The organism is Enterobacter cloacae complex sp. P29RS, assembly GCF_014893445.1.
Classification (GTDB): Bacteria; Pseudomonadota; Gammaproteobacteria; order Enterobacterales; family Enterobacteriaceae; genus Enterobacter; species Enterobacter intestinihominis.
In genome coordinates this window covers 49,245-72,243 of the sequence record NZ_JADBPZ010000020.1, presented here as the reverse complement: position 1 = coordinate 72,243, position 22,999 = coordinate 49,245, and the positions used below count along the sequence as shown (strand labels likewise).

General features: G+C 56.0%; 22 protein-coding genes. 20 read left to right on the top strand and 2 right to left on the bottom strand.

All coding sequences use genetic code 11. The annotated features are described in order from the left end of the window. Positions 1–30 precede the first annotated feature (30 nt). The 8 genes from IM282_RS15715 to IM282_RS15680 are packed head-to-tail and all read left to right on the top strand — an operon-like array spanning position 31 to position 7,534. Complete coding sequence (locus tag IM282_RS15715) at positions 31–396, top strand: TIGR03745 family integrating conjugative element membrane protein (protein WP_151428235.1); 366 nt, start codon at positions 31–33, stop codon at positions 394–396. An 11-nt stretch (positions 397–407) separates the two neighbouring features. Beyond that, positions 408–773 (top strand): TIGR03750 family conjugal transfer protein, encoded by a 366-nt coding sequence (locus IM282_RS15710; protein WP_192970596.1) that lies wholly within the window; start codon positions 408–410, stop codon positions 771–773. Continuing rightward, positions 770–1,441, top strand: coding sequence for a PFL_4703 family integrating conjugative element protein (locus IM282_RS15705; protein ID WP_192970595.1), 672 nt, complete (start codon positions 770–772; stop codon positions 1,439–1,441). Before IM282_RS15710 ends, IM282_RS15705 begins: the two co-directional genes overlap by 4 nt. Continuing rightward, positions 1,438–2,346: a TIGR03749 family integrating conjugative element protein gene (locus IM282_RS15700; protein ID WP_192970594.1), complete on the top strand. Its 909-nt coding sequence runs from the start codon at positions 1,438–1,440 to the stop codon at positions 2,344–2,346. Before IM282_RS15705 ends, IM282_RS15700 begins: the two co-directional genes overlap by 4 nt. Continuing rightward, entirely contained in the window at positions 2,339–3,838 is a 1,500-nt protein-coding gene (locus IM282_RS15695) for a TIGR03752 family integrating conjugative element protein (RefSeq protein WP_192970593.1), read from the top strand. The genes IM282_RS15700 and IM282_RS15695 overlap by 8 nt, the downstream gene beginning before the upstream one ends. 14 nt (positions 3,839–3,852) lie before the next feature. Continuing rightward, positions 3,853–4,266 (top strand): TIGR03751 family conjugal transfer lipoprotein, encoded by a 414-nt coding sequence (locus tag IM282_RS15690; RefSeq protein WP_370553803.1) that lies wholly within the window; start codon positions 3,853–3,855, stop codon positions 4,264–4,266. After that, positions 4,266–7,133 carry a conjugative transfer ATPase gene (locus IM282_RS15685; protein WP_192970591.1) on the top strand — a complete coding sequence of 956 codons (2,868 nt, stop codon included), beginning with the start codon at positions 4,266–4,268 and terminating at the stop codon, positions 7,131–7,133. The genes IM282_RS15690 and IM282_RS15685 overlap by 1 nt, the downstream gene beginning before the upstream one ends. Then, complete coding sequence (locus IM282_RS15680; protein WP_192970590.1) at positions 7,130–7,534, top strand: acetyltransferase; 405 nt, start codon at positions 7,130–7,132, stop codon at positions 7,532–7,534. Before IM282_RS15685 ends, IM282_RS15680 begins: the two co-directional genes overlap by 4 nt. Positions 7,535–7,612: 78 nt before the next feature. Here the strand turns inward: IM282_RS15680 and IM282_RS15675 are convergent, their stop codons facing one another. After that, positions 7,613–7,942, bottom strand: coding sequence for a hypothetical protein (locus tag IM282_RS15675; RefSeq protein ID WP_192970589.1), 330 nt, complete (start codon positions 7,940–7,942; stop codon positions 7,613–7,615). Positions 7,943–8,115: 173 nt separating this feature from the next. On the opposite strand from IM282_RS15675, the gene IM282_RS15670 reads away from it, so the two are divergent. The 8 genes from IM282_RS15670 (at position 8,116) to IM282_RS15635 (ending at position 18,042) form a co-directional block, all read left to right on the top strand. Further along, positions 8,116–8,547 (top strand): DcrB-related protein, encoded by a 432-nt coding sequence (locus IM282_RS15670; protein WP_192970588.1) that lies wholly within the window; start codon positions 8,116–8,118, stop codon positions 8,545–8,547. 12 nt (positions 8,548–8,559) lie between these two features. Next, positions 8,560–12,822, top strand: a complete 4,263-nt coding sequence (locus IM282_RS15665; RefSeq protein WP_192970587.1) for an RHS repeat-associated core domain-containing protein — start codon at positions 8,560–8,562, stop codon at positions 12,820–12,822. A gap of 11 nt (positions 12,823–12,833) precedes the next feature. Continuing rightward, positions 12,834–13,139, top strand: coding sequence for a hypothetical protein (locus IM282_RS15660; protein ID WP_192970586.1), 306 nt, complete (start codon positions 12,834–12,836; stop codon positions 13,137–13,139). 100 nt (positions 13,140–13,239) lie between these two features. Beyond that, on the top strand, positions 13,240–13,644 hold the full coding sequence (locus IM282_RS15655) for a TIGR03757 family integrating conjugative element protein (RefSeq protein ID WP_192970625.1): 405 nt from the start codon (positions 13,240–13,242) through the stop codon (positions 13,642–13,644). Positions 13,645–13,717: 73 nt separating this feature from the next. Further along, complete coding sequence (locus tag IM282_RS15650; RefSeq protein WP_370553800.1) at positions 13,718–14,653, top strand: TIGR03756 family integrating conjugative element protein; 936 nt, start codon at positions 13,718–13,720, stop codon at positions 14,651–14,653. A 10-nt stretch (positions 14,654–14,663) separates the two neighbouring features. Continuing rightward, complete coding sequence (locus IM282_RS15645) at positions 14,664–16,148, top strand: integrating conjugative element protein (RefSeq protein ID WP_192970624.1); 1,485 nt, start codon at positions 14,664–14,666, stop codon at positions 16,146–16,148. Between the two features lie 14 nt (positions 16,149–16,162). Next, positions 16,163–16,534 (top strand): hypothetical protein, encoded by a 372-nt coding sequence (locus tag IM282_RS15640; protein ID WP_192970584.1) that lies wholly within the window; start codon positions 16,163–16,165, stop codon positions 16,532–16,534. After that, positions 16,531–18,042, top strand: coding sequence for a conjugal transfer protein TraG N-terminal domain-containing protein (locus IM282_RS15635; protein WP_192970583.1), 1,512 nt, complete (start codon positions 16,531–16,533; stop codon positions 18,040–18,042). The genes IM282_RS15640 and IM282_RS15635 overlap by 4 nt, the downstream gene beginning before the upstream one ends. Positions 18,043–18,081: 39 nt before the next feature. Here the strand turns inward: IM282_RS15635 and IM282_RS15630 are convergent, their stop codons facing one another. Further along, positions 18,082–18,468 carry a hypothetical protein gene (locus IM282_RS15630; protein WP_192970582.1) on the bottom strand — a complete coding sequence of 129 codons (387 nt, stop codon included), beginning with the start codon at positions 18,466–18,468 and terminating at the stop codon, positions 18,082–18,084. A 404-nt stretch (positions 18,469–18,872) separates the two neighbouring features. Here IM282_RS15630 and IM282_RS15625 point away from each other — a divergent pair, with 404 nt between their 5' ends. From IM282_RS15625 to IM282_RS15610, 4 genes are all read left to right on the top strand, one after another. After that, positions 18,873–19,514: a hypothetical protein gene (locus tag IM282_RS15625; RefSeq protein WP_192970581.1), complete on the top strand. Its 642-nt coding sequence runs from the start codon at positions 18,873–18,875 to the stop codon at positions 19,512–19,514. Between the two features lie 93 nt (positions 19,515–19,607). Further along, complete coding sequence (locus IM282_RS15620; RefSeq protein ID WP_192970580.1) at positions 19,608–20,309, top strand: hypothetical protein; 702 nt, start codon at positions 19,608–19,610, stop codon at positions 20,307–20,309. Between the two features lie 1,062 nt (positions 20,310–21,371). Next, complete coding sequence (locus IM282_RS15615) at positions 21,372–22,280, top strand: integrase domain-containing protein (protein ID WP_192970579.1); 909 nt, start codon at positions 21,372–21,374, stop codon at positions 22,278–22,280. Further along, positions 22,277–22,630, top strand: coding sequence for a hypothetical protein (locus tag IM282_RS15610; RefSeq protein WP_226839888.1), 354 nt, complete (start codon positions 22,277–22,279; stop codon positions 22,628–22,630). The genes IM282_RS15615 and IM282_RS15610 overlap by 4 nt, the downstream gene beginning before the upstream one ends. The last annotated feature ends 369 nt before the right edge of the window (positions 22,631–22,999 follow it).

Here is a 22,999-nt window from a genome sequence, read left to right as displayed (position 1 = left end):
ATTTTCACACTGCAATTTAAGGAACACATTATGAATGCTGTAGTTCGTCTTTTCCGTCACTTCTCCACGCGCATTGCGGTGGCGACATCTCTGGCCGTTGCGGCCAATCAACCCGCACAGGCTGCCTTACCTGCAGTGGAGCCGCCGTCGTCCGGTGGTGGTGGCGGTCTGATGGATACCATCAAAGGTTACATTCAGGACGGGATTGTCCTGGTGGGTCTGGTGCTGGCCGCCGTGGCATTTATCGTGGTCGCCAATGCTGCCGTTTCAACGTTCCACGAGGTACGGGAAGGGAAGGCGGTCTGGGGTAAATTTGCTGCCATCATCGTCGTTGGCGTGGTGTTGGTCGTGGCCGTCATTTGGCTGGTCGGCAAATCTGCTGAAATCCTGTTCTAGGGGCGTTCGCCATGCAGACTATCCGATTTTTGCCCGATCGTCTTAATGCTGAACCCGTCGTATTCCGGGGATTTACTACCCCGGAGATGGTGCTGGGTGCAGCAATTGGCGTGGGTCTGGGTCTGCTTGTGTCGCTGCCGTTTCTGCTTATTGCCGGTTGGGTGGTGATCCCCACCGGCATGCTGCTCACCCCGCTGGCGGTTCTCTGGTTTGGTGGCAGCCGGCTGACGCGCCTCAAGCGCGGTAAGCCTGAGAATTATATCTGGCAGCGGCTTGAGCTGCGTAAACGTCGTATGGGGTGGAGTAGTCCCACCCTCATCATCGACCAACAGGGCTGGTCACTGCGACGCAGCCGAGCTGTTAAGAGGTCTACATGAGCCGTTTTCGTCATGCGGTAAAAAACCGTGACCAGCACATCATGACGCTGCGTGCAGCATGCGGCGTGCTGGTTGTGTTTCTCCTGGTCGCCATCATTGGCTGGATGCGCGCGCCATCCAATCTGACCATCCATAATCCGCCGGATCTGCGCAGCGGTTCGACCCGCGCCTGGTGGGAAGTCCCGCCCAGCACGGTCTACAGCTTCGGTTTCTATATTTTTCAGCAGCTGAATGCCTGGCCGAAAAACGGTGAGGTGGATTATCCGGCCAAAATCAATGCGCTTTCTCCTTACCTGACGCCGTCGTGCCAGCGCTTCCTTAATGCGGATGCAAAAAAACGCAGCGAGTCCGGCGAGCTGGCCGGCCGTACACGCGTGGTCTTTGAAATCCCGGATCACGGTTATAACGCCCGTTACAACCAGAATCCGGTCGACATCAAAGGCCGGGATAACTGGGTGGTCCGTCTCGACCTGGTGGCCGATGAGACGTTTGCCGGCGAACCGGTAAAACGCGCCCTGACCCGTTATCCGCTGAAAGTGGTGCGGTCGGAAGGGGATCCAGAGCGCAATGAATTTGGTCTGGCGCTGGATTGTTACGACAGTATGCCGCAGCGCCTGGCTGCTGCACCGCCAGCGCCGGTGCCTGAGAAAAAAGGAGTCTTCCAATGATGAAAGCTCGCGTATTGGCGCTTTCTCTGAGCGTGTTGACACTGTCAACACTGGTTTCTGCACCAGAGGCGCAGGCAGAGGAACTGATGAAGTGGGAGCGTATCCCGCTGCAGATCCCGCTGGCAGTCGGCAAGGAGCGCGTGCTGTTTGCCGATAAAAATGTCCGCGTTGGCTTCCCGCCGGCGCTGAACGGCAAGCTGCGGGTGCAAAGCAGCGGTGGTGCGGTGTATCTGAAAGCGGATAGCGCGTTCCCGCAGACGCGCCTGCAGCTGCAGGACGTCGAAAACGGGGAGGTCATCCTGCTCGATGTCACGGCGTCTGGCAAAGGCTCAACCGAGCCGGTACGCATCGTCTACAGCGGTGAGGTCTCCTCGGTCAGCAACAGTCAAGACAAGTCGGCCTCCGCAGAGGGCGGTAGTGCCTCGCCAGGTCAGGATGACGGCAGTCAGGTGAAGCGCAAGAAGGTGAAATACAACGCGCCGTTGCCGGTGGTGCTGACGCGTTACGCGGCGCAGAGCCTGTATGGCCCGGTGCGTACCGTCGAAGCCGTGCCCGGCATCCATCCTGTTAATCCGCACTTACCCAAACGCATCACCACGCTGTACCCGTCCGAGTCGGTCTCGGTCACCCCGCTGGGTGGCTGGGGTATCGGCAGCCGCAACGTGGTGGCGTTAAAGGTGAAAAATACGGCGAGCCGTAAAATCACGCTCGATCCGCGGGTACTGCAGGGGCAGTTTGTTACGGCGACGTTCCAGCATCGGTACCTGGGGCCGGTTGGCACACCGGAAGACACCACCACGCTGTACCTGGTGACCGCTGGTCGCCCTGATGGCGCGTTTGTTGCCGAGGCGTCGGTAATGCGCAAGGCGGTGAAAGCGGCGAAGAAGGGGGCAAACCATGGCTGATGTGAAATCCAATATGCTGCCGAAAGTGATCGTGTTCGGCATGCTGGCAGCGGCCGTGCTTGTCGGCCTTAAAGCCTGCAGTGGCAACAAAACCGCAGAGAAGCCGCAGCAGGCGCAGAACGTGTTGGCCAATATGTCTCCGGAAGAGCTGCGTGCGCTGGGTGTTGAAGGGGATACTCCGGAAGACACGTTGCGCACCCTGGTTGGCACGCTGCGTACCACGCGGGCGCAGCAGGCCGAGCTGCAGAAAAACATCGATAACGTGCTGAAAGAAAACGAGGCTCTGCGCAAACGCAACAGCAACGTCTCCGGCCAGGTGAATGAGGCCGTGGCCGGCTTCCAGAAACAGGCCCAGCAGCGTCAGCAGCAGCTGCAGGAGCAGCAACAGACGCTGATGGGGCGTATCCAGTCGCTGACAGACCAGTTGGCCAGCAACAAGGACAAGGCCAAAAGTGACAGTGACATGCCGCTGGGGCTGGGACTGGACGGCATGGGCGCCGCCGGCGGCAGCGCCACGGCCGGCGATGACGGCCTGATGTGGGTTGGCCCGAAGGACCAGAAAGAAGTGGATCCGCGCAATCCGAACAGTGCCAAAGAGGGCCCGCAGTTCCCGACGTCGTTCTTGTCGGACAATGCCATCACGCGCCAGAAAGCCGCCTATGAGCAGCAGGTAAAAGGCCGCACCAATGAAAAAGGGGCGGAGGAGAACGCCGAACCGGTGTTTACCCTGCCCGAGAACTCGACCCTGGTGGGCAGTCGCGCCATGACGGCGTTGCTTGGTCGCGTGCCGATCAATGGCACGGTGACCGACCCGTACCCGTTCAAGCTGATGATCGGCAAGGACAACCTGACCGCCAACGGCATCGAGCTGCCGGACGTGGAAGGGGCGATTGTCTCAGGTACCGCCAGCGGCGACTGGACGCTGTCGTGCGTGCGTGGCCAGGTCAACAGCATCACGTTCGTGTTTGCCGACGGTACGGTGCGTACCCTGCCGCACCCTGACACCAATATGAAAGCCAACAGCAATAACAACAGCGGCAACAACGGGAAGGATGTCAGCACTACCACCGGCATCGGCTGGATTTCCGATGACAGCGGCATTCCGTGCATCGGCGGTGAACGCAAGTCGAATGCCTCCACCTACCTGCCGACCATTGCCGCCCTGTCGGCCGCCAGCGCGGCCGGTGACGGTATCAGTCAGGGGCAGTACACGTCGCAGAATAACGTCAACGGTATCACGTCCACAATGACCGGTAACGCCGGCCAGGCGGTGCTGGGCAAGGCGCTGTCAGGCGGGATGAAAGAGACGGCTGATTGGGTGCGTGAGCGTTACGGCATGATGTTCGATGCGATTTATGTGCCGCCAGGCCAAAAGTTGGCCGTGCATATCACCCGCCAGCTGGCGATCGACTTTGAAACCAAAGGGCGCAAGGTGCGTTATGACGACTTCAGCCTGCCGGGCGAAGGTGGCAGCGCCGGCGGTCTGGACTAAGAGAGGAAACCATGATGAAGACAATCCGATCAGCCCTGGTCATGTTGGTGATTGGCGCCGCCCTGTCCGGCTGCTCCACGTCAAAGGACGAGATGCTCCCACCCGGTGACAGCACGATGCTGGGACTCTGGCAGGGTGAGGACGGCGGCGGTTCAGCGCGCAATGCGGTGGCAGCCAGGGACAGCCTGCGCCGCCCGCTGACGGAAAGCGAGAGCCAGGCCAGCGTTGCTGACGATCGCAGCTACAGCCGCACGCAGGAGAGTGAGATCGGCCAGCAGTTCCCGCGACTGCCGAATCCCGATCTGGTGATGTACGTCTTCCCGCACCTGGCCGACGGCAACACCCCGGTACCGGGGTACAGCACCGTTTTCCCGTTTTACAGCCAGGTGCAATACGCGATGCCAGGTGAACGGACGGAGGCCTACTGATGCGATTTTCCCTGTTTGATAAAAAGCGCCTGACGCGCAAAAAAGCGGTGGTGCCGGCAGATGCCGTCACTGAAGCGATGACCATCACGGAAGATGGTGCGCCGCTGTCGGTGGCCGGCCGCGAAGCGCTGACCCGGCCGGGCAAGATGACGGTCCAGGACGAGAAAAAGATTTACGACGCCAATCCGTCCATCATTGATTATTTGCCCTGGGCAGAGTTTCTGGATCATGAGCAGTGCATCCTGCTTGATGATGGTGTGTCTGTCGGTGCGGTTTATGAAGTCACCCCGGTGGCCACGGAGGGGCGCACCACTGACCATCTGGAGAAGATGCGTGACACGGTGGAAGATGCGCTGCAGGACTCGTTTGATGAACATGATCAGAACCCCTGGGTGGTGCAGTTTTTCTGCCAGGATGAAGACAATGTTGATGCCTACCTGAATCGCTTGCGTGGCTATATCAAGCCGCATGCCCGGGGCTCACAATTGACCGAGTCCTGGTTGCAGGAAACCGAACGGCACCTGCGCGGTATCGCGCGGCCGGAGGGGCTGTTCAAGGATACGCTGATCACCGACCAGCCCTGGCGTGGCCAACAGCGCCGCACGCGCATGGTGGTGTACCGCTGGATTGGTAAGGGCAATACCGACCCGATGCCGCCGGTAGCCATGCTGAACCAGACCTGTGAACGGCTCACCGGCGCGCTGAACGGAGCCGGTGTGGTTTGCGTACGGCAAAATGGTGCGCAGGTGCATGACTGGATGCTGCGTCACTTCAACCCGAACCCGGAATGGGTGGATAAAAATACCCTGTACCGTGAGGCAGCCTATTTCGACCGCCGGGATAAGCCGGAAGGCACGATGCCGGTGCAAAACGACTTTGCCGAAACATTGTGGTTTACGCCGCCGGTGTCCGATCCGGACCACGGTGTCTGGTGGTTTGATAACCAGGCGCACTGCGCCATTCCTGTCGAAAAGCTGCGTCGCGCGCCGGAGCCCGGGACCATTACCGGGGAAATGAAGCGCGGTGAGAAGAAAATCAATGCGCTGATGGACATGTTCCCGGAGGGGACGATGGTCTGCATGACTATCGTGGCGCAGCCGCAGGACACGCTGGAAAACGACTTTAACAAGCTGTCGAAAAATGCCGTCGGTGAGAATACCGAGTCCGGTCGCGTGCGTCAGGATGTGGCGCAGGTAAAGGAATACCTGGGCAACCGGCACAAGCTGTATCGCGCCGGCATTACCTTTTTGTTGCGCGCCGGCGACCTGACGGCGCTTAACCACAAACGTGTGGAACTGACGAACGTGCTGCTCGGTGCCGGCCTGCAGCCGGTGCGCCCTGAGTTTGATGTGGCCCCGCTCAATACCTACCTGCGCGCGCTGCCGATGTGTTTTAACCCGGAGACGGACAAAAAGCACTGGTACACCCGCTTAACCTTCGTCCAACACCTTGCCGGCCTTTTGCCGGTTACCGGCCGTGAAACCGGCACCGGCAACCCCGGTCTGAGCTTTTTTAACCGAGGCGGTGACCTGCTGACGGTGGATCCGTTAAATAAGGATGACCGCAGTCAGAACGCCCATATGTTGTTTTTTGGCCCTACCGGCGCCGGCAAGTCTGCAACGCTCTGTGCGGCGACGACGCAGGTCATGGCGGTACACCGGCCGCGCCTGTTCATTGCCGAGGCCGGCAACTCGTTTGGCCTGCAGGCGGACTATTTTGAAAGCCAGGGTCTGACGGTCAATAAAATCAGCATCAAGCCTGGCAGCGGCGTGTCGCTGCCGCCGTTCTCGTTTGCTCACAAGTTGATTGAAGAGCTCAGTTCACTGGAGCTGGACGAGAGCGAGCTGCGCGATATCGATGCCGATGATGAGGACGAGGATAAACGCGATTACCTGGGCGAAATGGAAATCTCGGCGCGCATGATGATCACCGGCGGCGATCCGAAGGAAGAAGCCGAGCTCAAGCGTGCCGATCGGGCGATGATCCGCGAGGCGCTACTGATGGCCGCACAGACGGCCTATGATGAGCAGCGCCAGATGTTGCCATCCGACCTGCAGAACGCGCTGTATGACATCGGCAATGACACGAGTAACGAAAAACGTAACCCGCAGCGCCGGGCAAAAGCGGCGGAAATGGCCGAGGCGCTGGGCATGTTCACCCAGCCTGGCTCCTTTGAGGCCGAGCTGTTCAACCGTGAAGGCTCGCTGTGGCCAGAAGCGGATGTGACGCTGATTGACCTGGGGCATCTGGCGCGTGAGGGGTATGAGGCGCAGATGGCCCTGACGATGGTGAGCCTGACCAACACCATCAACAACATTGCCGAGCGTGACCAATACTCGGAGCGGGATATCGTCTTTGTGGTCGATGAAGCGCACATTGTGACGGTCAACCCGCTGCTGTCGCCGTATATGACCAAGATCGTCAAGATGTGGCGTAAACTCGGCGCCTGGCTGTGGCTGGCCACGCAGAACCTGAAGGATTTCCCGGACATTGCCGAGAAGATGCTCAACATGGCCGAATGGTGGGTGTGTCTGACCATGCCGCCGGAGGAGGTGAAGGATATCGCCCGCTTCAAGGCGCTGACGGCAGAGCAAGAATCAGTGCTGCTGTCGGCCAGCAAGCTGTCCAGGTGTTACACCGAAGGCGTCATTTTGTCGAAAAAAATGGAAGCGTTGTTCCGGGCCGTGCCGGCTAGCCTCTACCTGGCGCTGGGGATGACCGAGAAGGAAGAAAAGGCAGAGCGCCGTGCGCTGATGCAGGAGTTTGGTTGCACCGAGCTCGAAGCTGCATTCAAGGTAGCGCGCAAACTTGACCGTCTGCGTGGCCTGGTCGCCAATGACGAGGACGCGGGGAGCCAGGCAGCATGATGACGTTGAAATACCCGGAACCCGCAGTCCGTCCCCAGGCGGTGCCGTCACAGGGTGCCGGCCTGTTTACGCTGCCGCCCCAGGGGGTAGCGACAATCAGCAAGACGGATGCGCAGGCACTCAGGACGCTGTGTGATGCGCTCCGTGAGCGGTTATTGGGGCGGGTCGTGCTGACGGCACACCCGCACCGTATCGGGAGCCGGACCAGCGTGGCGCTGCATCTGGAAGGACGACTGGGCCAGTCTGTCGATGTCCTGGTGACAGTGACAGGTACCACCTCCTGGCCACAACCTGAGGAGTACGATCACCCTCGCTGGTATATCTCTGTGCCGGACGCTGCGGACGTGGTGTATCTGTTGCTCCATCTGAGTGACCTGTGCGAACGTTTTCAGGTCAATTAGCTGAAGCTATACTTACTCCGAACTTGTTATGTTTTCCAAAATACTCATCACTTTCACCGGCCTCTGGGCCGGTTTTTTTTATTGGCATAATCCGGCTGCCCGGGTCAGGTCATTACAGGCTGTGCTCGCAGGCATGGGCTTTCCATCCGTTGGTGAACAGAGCGCATCGCTGGTTGTGGAGCCGGTGCCGGAGTAATAGCACTGGAATACCCGCCCTTTGGCTTCCGCGTTAAATTTTACCGTGAGAGTTTCAGATTGACGGACATTGGTGATGGTCACCTGATCAGCCGTTAGCCCAAGAGCAAACCCGGCTTTTTCCTGGATTTCGCTGGTTGGCAAGACAGGAGCGCCTGCGAACGCGGTGCATGCGACAGTGGTAAGCGCAATAGCGAGTAATATTTTTTTCATAAGGGACATGTCTCTTTTATCGTTTATGGTAAGGAATACTTACCATAAACATTCAATTGCTTAAGAGCAATGAAGACGTAATAAGGGTGTGAATGGCATACAGAGGGGAGCTTTCCATTTTAACTGAACCTATGCGATGCTTAACCCCTCATTAAGCATAAGGACCCTGCGCGATGCCTGATTTTTCCCGCTGCGCCTTTTCTGAAGGCAGCGTTTCCCTGCCGGACGGTTACCGCGACCGCACTGTCAACGTGTTGCTAGCCGGCGATGATTTCTCCCCCTCCCTGAATATTTCCCGTGATGCGCTGCAGCCTGATGAGGTGCTGGCCGACTACATCACGCGTCAGCTCGATGAGTTGTCCCGGGGGCTGAAAGGCTGGATGCTGAAAAACCGTGAGCCGGCGTCGCTGGGCAAAGACCTGCTGCAGGGAGAATGTGTACACGCCAGCTATCTGCGCGATGGCAAACGCGTCTGGCAACGCCAGGCGGTGTTTGCGCTGCAGGAAGGGCGCGTACTGGTGTTCACGCTGGCGCATACGCGTAAATTATTGCCGCAGGATGATGCCTTGCTGCAGCAGGTTCTGGACAGTTATCAGCCGGCATAACGGGAGGGTGTGATGGGCGAAGCAGCACGCGTCGGCGATGCGATTGGGCATTCTCATGCGCTGGCCGGGATGATTGGCGGCACGATTGTCGGTGGCCTGATTGCCGCCGCCGGCGCGGTGGCGGCGGGTGCGCTGTTCGTTGCCGGCCTGGCGGCGTCCTGCGTGGGTGTCGGTGTATTACTGGTGGGCGCCAGTCTGGCGGTGGGTTATCTCACCGGGGAGCTGGCGACCAAGGCGCGAGATGGCATTGCGGAGGCCGGCGCAGGGAGCCTGACGCCGGCCGGAAAAATCCTGACCGGCTCGCCGGACGTGCGCATCAATGGCAAGCCGGCGGCCATCGCCACCGTCAGCCAGGTCGCCTGCGACCAGGATGGCCCCAGCATGCAGATGGCGCAGGGCTCGGACAAGGTGTATATCAACGGCCAGCCGGCGGCGCGCGTGGGGGATAAAACCAACTGCGACGCCCAGGTGATGGAAGGCTCACCCAACGTGCGCATCGGCGGCGGCACAGTCACCACCTTGCCGATAAAACCGGAAGTGCCGGACTGGGTGTATAAGATTTCCGACCTGACGTTGTTGTTTGCCGGCCTGGTAGGCGGTGTCGGCGGCGCGGCCAGCAAGCTGGGTGCGCTGGGCAGAATGCTGAGCAAGGCGCCCGGCATCAACAAGCTGGGGCGGGTTGCCTGCCGCTTCGGCACGCTGATGACCGCCATGGCTGCCGCCGGCATTATCGCCAGGCCGGTCGATATCATCAGCGGCCAGAAGTTCCTGTCCGGCGACGACGAACTGGACTTTGTGCTGCCGTCACGCCTGCCGGTTGAGTGGCAGCGCTACTGGCGCAGCGGCAACCCGGCGGAGAGTGCTCTGGGGCGCGGCTGGAGCCTGTTCTGGGAGAGCAGCCTGCAGCGCTATCAGGATGGTTTGGTGTGGCGTGCGCCGTCCGGCGACTATGTTTCCTTCCCGATGGTGCCCAAAGGCCATAAAACCTACTGCGAAGCGGAAAAGTGCTGGCTGATGCACAACAGCGATGGCAGCTGGCAGGTGTTCGACGTCAGCGAACAGGCCTGGCACTACCCGGTCTTATCCGATGACCAACCGAGCCGGCTGCTGATGGTGACTGACCTCGCCGGCAACGCGGTTTCCCTGTTCCATGACGACCACGGCCGACTGACCGAACTGGTCGACAGCGCCGGCCAGCGGCTGGCGTGTCGCTACCTGACCACCGCTAACGGACTGTCCCGTCTGAGCACGGTGCTGCTGCATACCCCGGACGGCGAACTGCCGCTGGTGCACTACGCCTACGATGAGGAAGGGCAACTGGTGACCGTCAGCAACCGCGCCGGTGAAGTCACCCGGCGCTTTGGCTGGCAGGACGGACTGATGGTCAGTCATCAGGACCACAACGGCCTGCTGAACGAGTACCGCTGGCAGGAGCTTGACGGCCTGCCGCGGGTGGTGGCCTACCGCAACAGCGCCGGCGAACAGCTGGCGCTTTATTATGATTTTGCCGGTGGCATGCGGCGGGCAGTGCGCGATGACGGCCGGCAGGCGCTGTGGCAGCTGGATGACGATGACAACGTGGCGCAGTTCACCGACTTTGACAGCAGAAAATCGGCGTTTATCTATGAACGGGGCGAGCTGTGCGGCGTGGTGCTGCCGGGCGGTGCGCAGCGTCAGAGCGAGTGGGACCGTTACGGTCGCCTGCTGAGCGAGACCGACCCGCTGGGACGCACCACCACTTACCAATATTCCCGCAACAGTGGCCGCCTGTTCTCGGTCACTTATCCGGATGGCAGTCAGGCCTTTCAGCACTGGGACACTCAGGGGCGCCCGACGCAGCAGATTGATGCGCTGGGCAACGTCACCCGCTATCACTATCCCGACGAGGAAGAGAGCCTGCCGGAACGCGTCATCGATGCGCTGGGCGGCGAGGTGAAGCTGGTCTGGAATGGGCAGGGATTGCTGACGCGCTATACCGACTGTTCCGGCAGCGTCACCGCCTACGCCTATGATGCGCTGGGGCAACTGACACACCGCACCGATGCGGAAGGCCACCTGACCCGTTACCGCTGGGACGCCGCCGGCCGGCTGCAGACGCTACTGCATCCGGACGGCAGCGAAGAGCAGTTTGCCTGGAATGCGCAGGGCCAGCTGGCCCAACACCAGGACCCGCTCGGCAGCGAGACGCGCTGGCAGTACAACCTGCTGGGCCAGCCGGTCAGTGTCACCGACCGTATCCAGCGTACGCGCCGTTATCACTATAATTGCCGAGGATGGTTGACCAACATTGAGAGCGGCAACGGTGGGGACTACCACTTCAGTCATGATGCCGTCGGCCGGCTGAAGGGCGAGCGGCGTCCCGACCGTCTCGACCGCTTTTATCGTTATGGCCTTGACGGGCAACTTACCGAGTACCGGGAGGTCGCGCCGCCGGACGTAGAGCCGCAGCCGTCCCCGCGGCTGCATCAATTCCGTTATGACGACGCCGGCCAGCTGGTCTGGCGTGCCAACGACAGCGCCGAGTGGCATTATCATTACGATGCGGCCGGGCGCATGAACCGCCTGACGCGCACGCCGACTGCCGCCGGCAGCGAACTGGGTATCGAGCCGGACAGCGTGCAGCTGCGCTACGACAAGGCCGGTAACCTAGTGAGCGAGCAGGGCGTCAACGGCGAGCTGCAGTACCAGTGGGATGCCTTGTCCAACCTGCAGGCGCTGACGCTGCCGCAGGGCGACCAGCTGCAGTGGCTTCATTACGGCTCCGGCCACGCCAGCGCCATCAGATTTAACCAGCAACTGGTGAGCGAATTCAGCCGCGACCGGCTACATCGGGAGACCGGGCGCACGCAGGGCGCGCTGCATCAGCAGCGCCAATACGATGCGCTGGGGCGGCGCAGTTGGCAAAGCAGTGCTTTCAGCCACGGACAGATAACCAAACCGGAGGAGGGCGTGCTGTGGCGCACGTTCCGCTATACCGGGCGCGGCGAACTGGAAGGTGTCGGTGACGCGCTGCGCGGTGAGATTCATTATGGCTACGACGCGGAAGGACGCCTACTGCAGCACCGTGAGGCGCAGCAGGGCAGGCCGGGCCACCGGCTGCGCTACGACCTGGCGGATAACCTGACCGGGGAACTGCGCGTCAGCCGAGACCCGGATGCCGACCTGCCGCCGGCGCCGGTGGTCAATAACCGGCTCGAATACTGGCAGCGGATGTTTTACCGCTATGACGGCTGGGGCAACCTGGTCAGCCGGCGTAACGGGGTCTACCAACAGCATTACGTCTATGATGCCGACAACCGGCTGATAAAGGCGCACGGCCGCGGCCCGCAGGGTGATTTTGAGGCGCAGTATCACTATGACGCACTGGGACGCCGCACACGCAAGACGGTAACCTGCAAGGGTAAAGCGCCGGAAACCACGCGCTTCTTGTGGGAGGGCTACCGACTGTTGCAGGAGCAGCGGGACAACGGCACGCGCCGCACCTGGAGCTATGACCCGGCAAGCCGGTGGACGCCGTTGGCGGCCCTCGAGCAGGCGGGCGACGGCCAGCAGGCGGATATCTACTGGCTGCACACCGACCTTAACAGCGCGCCGCTGGAGGTGACCGATGCCGAGGGTAACCTGCGCTGGTCCGGCAACTACGACACCTTCGGCAAACTGCAGGGGCAGACGGTCGCCGGCGCCGAACGGCGCAAGGGCGCGCTCGTTGACCAGCCGCTGCGTTATGCCGGCCAGTACCAGGATAACGAAAGTGGGCTGCATTATAATCTGTTCCGCTACTATGAGCCGGAGGTCGGGCGTTTTACCTCGCAGGATCCGATAGGGCTGCGCGGCGGGCTGAACTTGTATCAGTATGCGCCAAACCCGTATGGATGGATTGACCCGTTAGGGCTTTACCGTGGCGAGGGTGAACGTGGCTTAGGGAAATACCATGTGTTCCATGAACATACTTTGGACTTTTCAGAGTATACAATGACGGATAAAGAGCACTTTAGTCGTGCAAACGAGTCGGTATATAAGCGTCTGCAAGTAGACCCTGACTTTAAACGAGAGTTACAAGTCAAATACCCAGGGGTTGTGGAGCACGTTCAACCGATGAAAAATGGTAAGTTTAGAGGCTCGTCACCTAAAGGGATGACGTGGCACCACGGTGACTCCCCAGGTTCACTGCAGTTGGCAGATTTTAATGATCACAAAAGTTACCATAAAATTTACCATCCTGATGGAACTGGTGGCCGTAATAAATGGGGTGGCGGGACATCCTGCAGAAAATAGTGGAGGTTTAAATGATTGTTATTAATGGTTTTAGTGAATTACTAAAAATGAAGGATGACCTGCCTGATGTAGGTTGGCTGTATGTCTCGCCATCGTTCAACCTTTCTTCTGAAGAGGATATCGTCAACGGTAGTTATTATATTGCTGAAAATGAAGACGAAGAAATGGATTTTGAAGATAACTACGGCACGTTCCTTGAAGCGCCGATCTTTAAGGCGATCATTGACAATAAGTTAGAGCACAGTCCCGCTTCTGGGAGTGTAGAACTTCTTGAAGCAGTCCGCTATTACCTCGAAAACGATGATTTTCAGGACTGAACATCGAAAAACTTTTGTAATCGAATAAAGACTTCTTTGCTGCCTTTCTGACCATGTCGTAGCACCCTGTGTGGATTCTATCCATGCAGGAGTGCACGCCATGAAAATCAGCACGTTGCTGACGTTGTTCCCTCTGCTGATGCCGGCTTCGGTGCTTGCCGGCACGGTACTCTATACCGATTCTCACCATCCCCCGACCAACATCGATGCGTCGGTATCCGTGATTTATCTTGACGGCCCGGAGCAGCTGCAGAAGCAACTGTTCGGCGAGCTGTCGTCAAACCCCGATGAGGCCGAGCGCCAGGCGCAGGCCGTACTGAAATCCCCGCAATGGCAGGCGGACGAGCAGCAGCTGGCCACGGTTTACCGTGCAGTGGTGCACGCCTGGGAGCTGGGCGTCAAAAAAGTGCCGGCGGTGGTGTTTGACGACACAGACGTGGTGTACGGCACTGCAGATGTTGCGCAGGCAGTGGCGCTGCGCGCTCAGGCGCAGGGAGGGCAGTGATATGCAACATCAACTCCCCGATACCTCGATTCCCGGCCAGTTCCGCCTGAACCTAAAATCCCTCGGCATGGCCATGATGCTGTCAGTGGCCAGCGTGCCGGCAGCCAACGCCGCGCTCAACACCGCGCAGATTGTTGCCAGCGCCGTATCGCCGTCATGTATCAGCTGGCGAGTCAGCGGTATCTGTTACTGGCTGTTCTGCGGCCTGCACGGCTGTACGGTGCGGACCTCAGTCAAGGTGACGCACTTTATCCCCGAAGCGGTGGTCTCGACCTACAACAGTCAGGGCGGTAATACCTGGCGTGAGATGTCGATGGTCAGTCAGGCCTCCGGCGGCCTGGAAAGCAGTATTACCGGCGCGCTGAGCGGCGTATCCGCCGGCGGCGGTAATAACGAGCTGAAAACCCCCGGTCAGCGCAAGACCAACCTGCATTTTAAGTACGCTGATGCGATTGGCCACCCGGCGACGTCCATCATTGGTGGCAGCATCCCCGGGTATTCCTGCCGCAGTGCCGCCATGCCGCTCGTGCCGTATTTCCTCAGCACGCTCGACAGCCTGGCGTGGCGTACCGGTATGCCCGAATCCCTCTATCCGGAAGCCCTGGTGCCTGACCAACGCGAGATTGGCAGCCAGGCCGGCGCCAACATGTGGGGTAACGTCTACCCCCGGTCGGGGTTCGTGACCCAGGTTGATGACGACAAGGCCGGCGCCGTCGTGGCGCAGCGGGTGGCCGACATCATTACCCGCTCCGGCCAGCCTCACGTCTACCAGCCATTGATTGGCCAGCGCTCGGAAGGGTACTGGCCACCGGGTTCCGTTCAGGAGAATACCGGTACCCGGAACCACAAATGGCAGCGCCTTTCACCGCAGCTGAGCCAGTCCTGCGCGGTCTTCCCGGACGGCGACCATCCGCCGGCGGCAGATGCCAACGCCGCCTTTGCCCTGTGGCAACCCTACAGCTGCTGCCAGCGCCGCGGGCAGCGTTTCCTCTACAGCACGGATTTCTGAGGTCTGAATGATGAATAACACGATGCATACATTTTTACGGGGACGGCGCAGCCTGCTGTCTCTGCTGATTGCCGGCAGCCTGACGCTGGCCAGCACGATGAGTGCGCACGCTGATGACAATGACGACAACGGTACGCTGTTTGGCGTTTCGCTGCCGCAGGTCAATGACAGCAATGTTGGGTACGGGAAGAGCACCAGCGGCGCGGTGTCCGACAAGCTGTTCTACTCGCTGGGCGGCGGCTCGGTGATTTCGCAGCCGGCGACACGCGGCAATATGCAGCGGCTGGGCATGAACCTGGGCTGGAGCTCGGATTTGATGTGCGGCAACTTCGACCTGAAAACGACGATCGGCAACCAGCTTAACGGTGTCACCGACGGGTTCAAGAACCTGATGAGTGACGTTATCCAGGGCGCCACCGGTGCGGTGGCCAGCCTGCCGGCGATGGCCATCCAACGCGCCAACCCGGGGCTGTATGAAATGCTGACCAACGGGGTACTGCAGGGCGGTGTTGCCTTCGACAAGGCGCAGCTCAACTGCCAGAACCTTTCCAAACGCATGATGGACATGGCGGATACCGGTGCCTGGAGCCAGGCGGCTGCGATGGAAGAGGCCAAAAGCCTGGTCAACAGCAGCGGCGGCGATGCCGTCCGCTCGATGAATGCGACGGAAAAGGTAACAGGTCAGTCCGGGCAGACCTGGATTGGCGGGCAGAAACGTGGCGGCTCTGGGCAGCCGGCCATCAAGCCGACCCATGACCTGGCGGCTGCCGGCTACAACATGATGAATGCACTGCCTGTCACCAGTACCTCCGGCGTGTCCGGCAGCAGCTGCACCGGTGGTGCCTGCGCCAAATATGCCAGCAGCGAGGAGGCCGCCGCTGCGGTGGTGAAAGTGCTGGGTGACACGTCATTACGCACCTGTAAAGACGCATCGCAATGCACCAGTGGCGAAGGCGATGAGCAGCCGGGTAGCACCGTGGCCGGCACCGGTTTTGCTCCGATGCTGGAAGAGGCCACCAAGGCCAACAATGAGCAGCTGGCCAAGCTGGTTAATGGCGCTGAAAAACCGACGGCTGCGAACCTGGCCAAGCTCAAATCCGGCAGCCTGGCGGTGACCGCCGGCGTTGTGCGTGCACTGCAGCGTGACCCGGACAATGCTGCCCTTGTCGGGCGTCTCGCCAGCGAGCTGGCGATGGCCGATACCATCGAGACGGCCTTCCTGATGCGCCGCATGATCACCACCGGTATGTCCGAACCGAATGCGGCCGCACAGAAGGTGGCGATGCAAGAAGGCGACCGCCGCATCGAAGCGCTCGATCGCGAAATCACGGCGCTGAAAAACGAGATGGAGATGAAACGTGAAATCTCCCGCAATGCAGTGCTGACGATTATCGATCGCGAGAACAACCGCGCCGAAACCAACCCGCAGCGTCAGTCTACAGACAGCCCGGATACCAAGTTTAATCAGCTGGCCGTGCCGGAAACAGACCAGTGAGTGTGGAGATACCTATGACTGAATCAGAGAACAAAGACCTGCTGCCCCGTCGGGGCGGCAGGTTTGGTCGGGGAGTCAAACGTTTCCTGCAGCTGCTTGCCATGCTTGTGGTCGCCATGGTCATGGCGTTGGGGCTCGCACACTGGGGCGTTACTCACCCCGGTGAAACCGCAGCGCTGCGTAGCTGGGTGCATAGCACCCGTTACGGCTGGCTGTTCTGGCGTCTGGCGCTTTATGCGGCGCTGGCCTGGGCATTCTGGAAAATCTGGCATGCACCCGGGGTTAAACCGGAACACCGTCAGCCCCTCAAACGTATGGTCATCGCTTGCGCGCTGTTTGCCCTGGCGTGTGAATATTCCATCTTTGGCGGAGGGCTGACGCTATGATGACCAACAGTTATCTGGAGTATTTCCTGACGCTGCTCGGCTGGATCGTGAACAACGGCCTGTGGGAGCTGCTGGTCAGTTCGGGGTTATTCGTGCTGCCGCTGCTGTTCAAGGTTGTTGGGATCTGGTTGAAGGTCCGGGAAGAGGGGGAAGATGAAGGCAACAAGGGGATGCTGTCCCTGCCGCGCATCGAGAACCTGCTCTATGGTGCATTTTTCGTGATGCTTGCCTGCTGCCTACCACTGATGAATGTCAGTCTGGACACCATCAAGTATGACAGCAGCCGGGCGAGCATCTGCGGCACCTGGACACCGAAGAAACCGGATGAGACGGGGTATGCGAATATCATGTCGAGCATGAACGGTCAGACGGCGAAGGTGCCGGTGTGGTGGCTGGTCGTGCATAAATTGTCGAAGGGGTTCACCGCGGTGGCTGTAGCTAACATTCCGTGTCGGCCGGATCTGCGGCAGGTACGGTTTGAAGTCCAGCACAGTCGGGTCAATAACCCGGCGCTGGCGAAAGAGCTGCAGGACTTCACCAATGACTGCTACGCGCTGGCATTGTACACCTGGCAGAACCGCGACCAGGGACAAACGACGGACAAGGCGACGCTGCGTGATATCGAGTGGCTGGGGTCAAAAACCTTCCTGAACGGCGGGTATTACAACAACCTGCAGTCGAAAACGCCGCGCGCCAGCTTCCCATGGAACGAATCACGGGACAGTGGCCGGGCTAACACTGGACGAGGTGGCTACCCGACCTGCAGTGAGTGGTGGTCGGCGGCTGACACCGGCCTGGAAGCCCGGGTGGTGAAACAGGTTGATCCGGGCGTGATGCTGCGGATGTCTGCAGCGCTTAAAATGATGGGACAGGCAGACGCGGACTACAAAGAAGCAGTGGTGCGTCGTCTGGTCAGTCCGGATAACCTGACAGTCTCTCAGGGAGGACGAGCCTATGCCGGCTATGGCGGCAACGCTGACTTCACCATGGACAACTCGGTTAACCGTGTCGCATCAACCGGTGGAACCGCGCTGGGAAGCCTGGCGGCATTCCCTGCCTTTGATGCGATGCGGCAGGCGCTGCCGATGGTGCAGGCCGTCCTGCTGATGGCAGTGTATATCATGATCCCGCTTATCCTGGCCTTCGCGGCATACAATTATGCTTCAGTGATCACAATGACGTTCGTGGTATTTGCTCTCAATTTCCTGACGTTCTGGTGGGAACTGGCGCGCTGGCTGGACAGTTGGTTTCTGGAAGCTCTTTACGGTTCGGATACGCACAGCCGATGGAATGTGGCCGGTTTTCAGAACAGTTCTGATGATCTGATCATGAATCTGGTAATGGGTGCAATGTTTATCGTGTTACCGACAGTCTGGATGGCCGCGCTGTCATGGGCTGGTATCAGTGTAGGACAAGCGCTTGGTAATGCTGTAAATGCAGGTTCAAAGAAAGCTCAAGATACTGGGGGGCAAGCAGTTGACACCCTGAAACGGTCAGCAAAACTGTGATTTAATTAAAACCGCAGAGGGCTGAATAACTCAGTCCTCTTATTCATCCTCCAGATCTATCCGATATGCTCCACAATATAAGCCGAAACCTTGGTCACCATCTCTATATTCTGTTAAAGACTCATTATTAACTGGATCAACATATTCAGGGGCTGTTGGTTGGTTAAATTGTTGAAGTATGAACGCGATTGCCCATATAAACAGTAGACATCCAGCAATAGCTAGTCCTCCTAGTAATGCTGCTGTAAGGGAACCTAAAAGTGCAATAGCGATAGGAATGCGACCAACCCAACCAGGTAGCTTATGGCTACGTGCTTTAGACACACAAACGTTATCCCAGTGAAGAATGGTACCTTTAATTCGCTTCCACAGGTTTGCCATGCGAACCCCACGCTGATAAGCGTGGTGCTGTGTTGTATCGTTCATCATCACTCCTTAACCTAGTGATAGCCTACCCCCATCTTAGCTTAAATAACAATCAATTGCTATTTGCCTGGTTCCTTGAGCGGCAAACGGCTGAGCTATTCTCTATACGTTCTGTTATGCATCGACTACGGTCAAAGTGAGCACTGTGTTCATCATGGGCAAAAGAGATGAACCCACACGATAACCTAGGCACAGACCAAATCAGCCTGGAATCAAGGATCTTGACAGATTGTCAGGGTTTTGTAAGTTTTGAACTCGAATGGTCCTCTGTGTTTACTTGAAGCAAGCACAACTATCAGCAAAGATCATTGTTGCTTGACTAACATAAAGAACCCGAGCGGCGCCTGATAGGCCCATAGTGAATACTATTTAACTGAACTTATCGGAAACAAGGTAGTAACGATATGAAATTAAAATATATTTCCCCGTTGATTTGTATTGGAGCGATTGCTCTTAGTGGCTGTAATGATCCTAAAGATGCGTCAGAAGGTAACTTCAAAGCAGCAGCTCAGCAGTATTTGGATAGCATATACCCATCTTGTTATTTTAAGGCTAATTTCCCGTTAAAAACGGACGGTTACGCTTTCAATAATTTACCTGATATTTTGCATGTAATGTCCCAAAAAGGCCTTCTGACAGAAAAAGAAATTTCACGAAAACATTATGAAGCATCATGGGGCAGTAAAGCACATGATGTGGTAGTGAACAGCTATGACTTGACCGATGAAGGTAAAAAATTTTATAAGTCTGATGCGGCGAAAAAAATTAACGGGGAAACCCTGGGGGGGTTCTGTTTTGGGAAAGCAACTGTTTCAGAGGTCAGCAATTTCACCGAACCTTCTGATGCTATGGGCCAAAAAATTTCCAGGGTTTCTTTCTCTTACAAAGTAACTGGTGTCCCTGATTGGGCTAAGTCTTCTGAAATTACCAGTTTAAATAGTCAGCTTAAGAAAGACGTTGATTCTGAATCGGAACCACTGAAAGTGACAAGCGTGTTCGTGCTAACCAATAAAGGGTGGGTGCATGAGCGGTTGTTTGGGAAGTAAATGAGATTTGTTTTTTTAATGAATCTGGCATTGTCAGATTCATTAATTATCAAAGCTGGAAATTGACTTTTAATTATTTATGAGGAATCCGAAATGCAGGAGTGGTATCATGGTACGAATGTCTATTTTGATAATTGGTCTTTATCAGAGACGACATCAGTATATAAGAGGGAGCTTATTCCCCACAGTTTTATTTCATTTAGCATTGATGATGAACTTCTTAAAGGTGCAGGGGAAGGTCGTTGTAAAATAAAAATAAACGAAGATGCCAAAATTGCAAACCTGCTGGAGGATTCATTTTTCTCTAAAGAACTATGGAAGAAAGTAAGTAGTCATCCGTTTGGTGCTATGCATATTGCGTCGAGTAGTTTATCTGAATGGGAACGGTTTTTCTTTACGGGCCAGATTTTACGACCATATCTCATTGTTAATGAGAAACTTTCTCAGTGGGGAAGGAAACTAAATAGCCTGCCGAATAAAACCGTTTTAGATGAAGCTTTCAAAGACATGGTGCAACAAAACTTTGTCCGGCATTGGATTGAGTTTTTTATGAGGACTGTTCGAAGCATGGGTGTCGATGGCATCATATGTAATGAACATACAAATCACAGTAATAAAGGTCCGCGAACCTCATTGAATCTATACATATTTGATGTGGATAAAATAACCCCTCCAGTGTGGTTACAGATCCCGGATTCTAAAAATGCTAATAATGAGAGGGATGTTTATGAACGGGATGATATAAAAAGGCTTGTTAAAAAAGTTCATGAATATCCTTACCCATTTATTTATTAGAACTTATAAATATTTTCGTTTTTTATTTTATATCCATTGATGTACATATGGGAAGATACAGGAGGTTTTCCCGTAGCCCTTTTTCTGCAAAACTTTTTTCCTCATTTGACCGAGCTTAGCCATCTTTGCTAGTCTACTTAGGTACGACCGTTGCCTTCGGGCGACCATCCAATGTCTCAGCACTCTGTGAGAGACGCCTTCGGGTGAGTGCCAGCCAATGTTTCGTGTGACCTGTGAGAAACGCCTTCGGGTGGTCACAATATCCTCGTAGCCTGGAAGAGGATACCTAATTGGCGGTACCTCCGTTTACCCTTTGAGAACGGAGATCACGATAGTGATGAAGGTTCATTAACGACTCAACCTAGCCTGTTCCGGCACGGTTCCTTTCACCAATTACGTATGCATTACGTCTTTCTGCAGAATGGTCGCTTTGTAAGCGATTCTGTATCAACTTTTTGATTTTTTAAGTCTTTTTAAACGCTTTGCTGACGATGCAACTTTTGAACGCACGTATAAGGCCATTTGGTACATTTGGCCGCTTACGTGAGTCTCATTAGGCGCAGAGGGGCGTGCGTCACTTTTGTTGGCGTGAAACGACGACAAAGTGACGCACGGAAGTTGACGCGTTTGCACCAGAGCCTACGGGATTCTCTGTACAGGATGACAATCGGACCGACACGTAGTCCATTTTGTCAAAACGTACAGGAGAACCTTCCACTCATGCGTAAAAACTGATTTTTATCTTTGCTTTACGCCTAACTATTTGATTAAGGAGATTTTTAACGCGGTATCGATGGCGGCGCCAATGAAAGTTCGCGCCGGGGGCGACCTGATAACAGGTACAGCATTCGCTGCGGTCAGTTTTCACTGATTTGAGACCCCGCAATACCTCAACATCTTGCATTCCCTGATGCACAGATACCCGTTAAGTCGCAGGAAGCGCAAATCAACCGTGTCGTCAGGGGAGATGTATTCATGATCGTCATGTAATGCGTGTGAGAGTGCTTTTACTCTTTCTGGGAAAGCACTCTCAAACGTATTGCTGTAGTCGAAGGGGGAGAGATGTCCAGAAATGAAAAATTACTTATAAAGGATTTGGTGACTTTGTCCAGGCGCGGAAGTGGTGGTTTTAAAACTGTTGCTGATCGAGGGAAGATTGTTGCGCGACTGGCCAAACGACTCGCTGATTTGAATATTCAAATACGAACAGCACAGCAACTAAAAGTCAGGCACGTCGAGTTGTATATACAAAGCCGTAGAGAAGAAAGTTTGTCTGAGCGTACATTGCAAAACGAAATGTCGGCTGTTCGTAATATATGTGGCTTAGTCGGAAAGACGGAAATGGCAGATCCGAATCACCCTCGCCTCAGTAATAAGGCGTTAGGTATCGCCGGTGTCAGTCGGGCTGGCACTAAAGTGGCATTATCAAATGAACGCTATCAAGAGGCTCTTGCCAGTGTGAAAAATAAAGATGAGGGAGTAGCTGTCGTTATGGAACTGGCCCGTTATTTAGGGCTCCGTAATGAAGAGGCTGTTCAGGCAGCTAAGTCAATAAAAACATGGAAGCAATCTATTTTACGTGGCGAAGATAAAGTACGAGTGGTTTTCGGAACAAAAGGAGGGCGGCCTCGTGATACACGGGTTATTGATCGGGACAAGGTAGTTTCCGCGATTAATAATGCGATTTCTTATGCAGAGAAGCACAATGGAAAGTTGATTGACAAGCCAACATTAAAACAGGCCATGACACGGTATATTAATGTTATGAGACGTGACGGAGGTTTGGTAAGTAAGGAATCTAACCATTCATTACGTTATGCGTATGCGCAAGATGCTGAGGCCTATTACAAATTGCAAGGGTTCAGTGATAAGGAAACCTATGCATTAACGTCTATGGATTTGGGGCACGGTGATGGGAGGGGAGATTATATAAAACGTGTTTATAGCCAAAAGATGAGTGAGGATGAATGATGCAAGAAACTATTTCATTGAATATTACGTCAGCAAATCATATTACCAAGGGAAAGCCTTATTTTTCCCGGTATCTTGGTAAGTATATTGATGAGGGGTATCTGACTTACTTCGAGTGTGTGAGCCCGGTTGATGAAACTGATACCTATGAATCAATTTCGGAGTATTTTGATGTGGTCGGTGATTTTGAGTGTGAGGTCAACATCAAAGATGGAAAGTGTTATTTGACGGGAAGTTGTGTACTTATGTTTGGAGAGCCAGTGCGAGGAATTCACCAGGTGCCAATTGAACCTGAATATTTAGTGGATGAACTTAAATGTGGAGAATATCGATTGAGTTGTGAACAGTAGTTTTATGATGTGATGGTTCTAAAATTTGGAAAACGTTATCGCCGCAGCTCACTCAGGGCTGCGGCTTTTTATTACTCAAAATAGTTGGTAAAGCTTCTTGACTCCTGACGTAAGTGGTCTGAAAATAAACAGGCTTACTCGTTGTCTTCGGACAACCAGCCAATGCTTCAGCACTCTGTGAGAAGTGCCTTCGGGTGAGTGCCAACCAAAGTTTCAGCGGTCTGTGAGAAACGCCTTCGGGTGACTGCAAATAGCCTCGTAGCCTGAAAGAGGAAGCCCCAGTGGCGGTAACCCTGTTTAACCTTTGAGAACAGGGATCACTTAACGGTGATGAAGGTCATGACTGATGTACTGACGATTGCGATTACC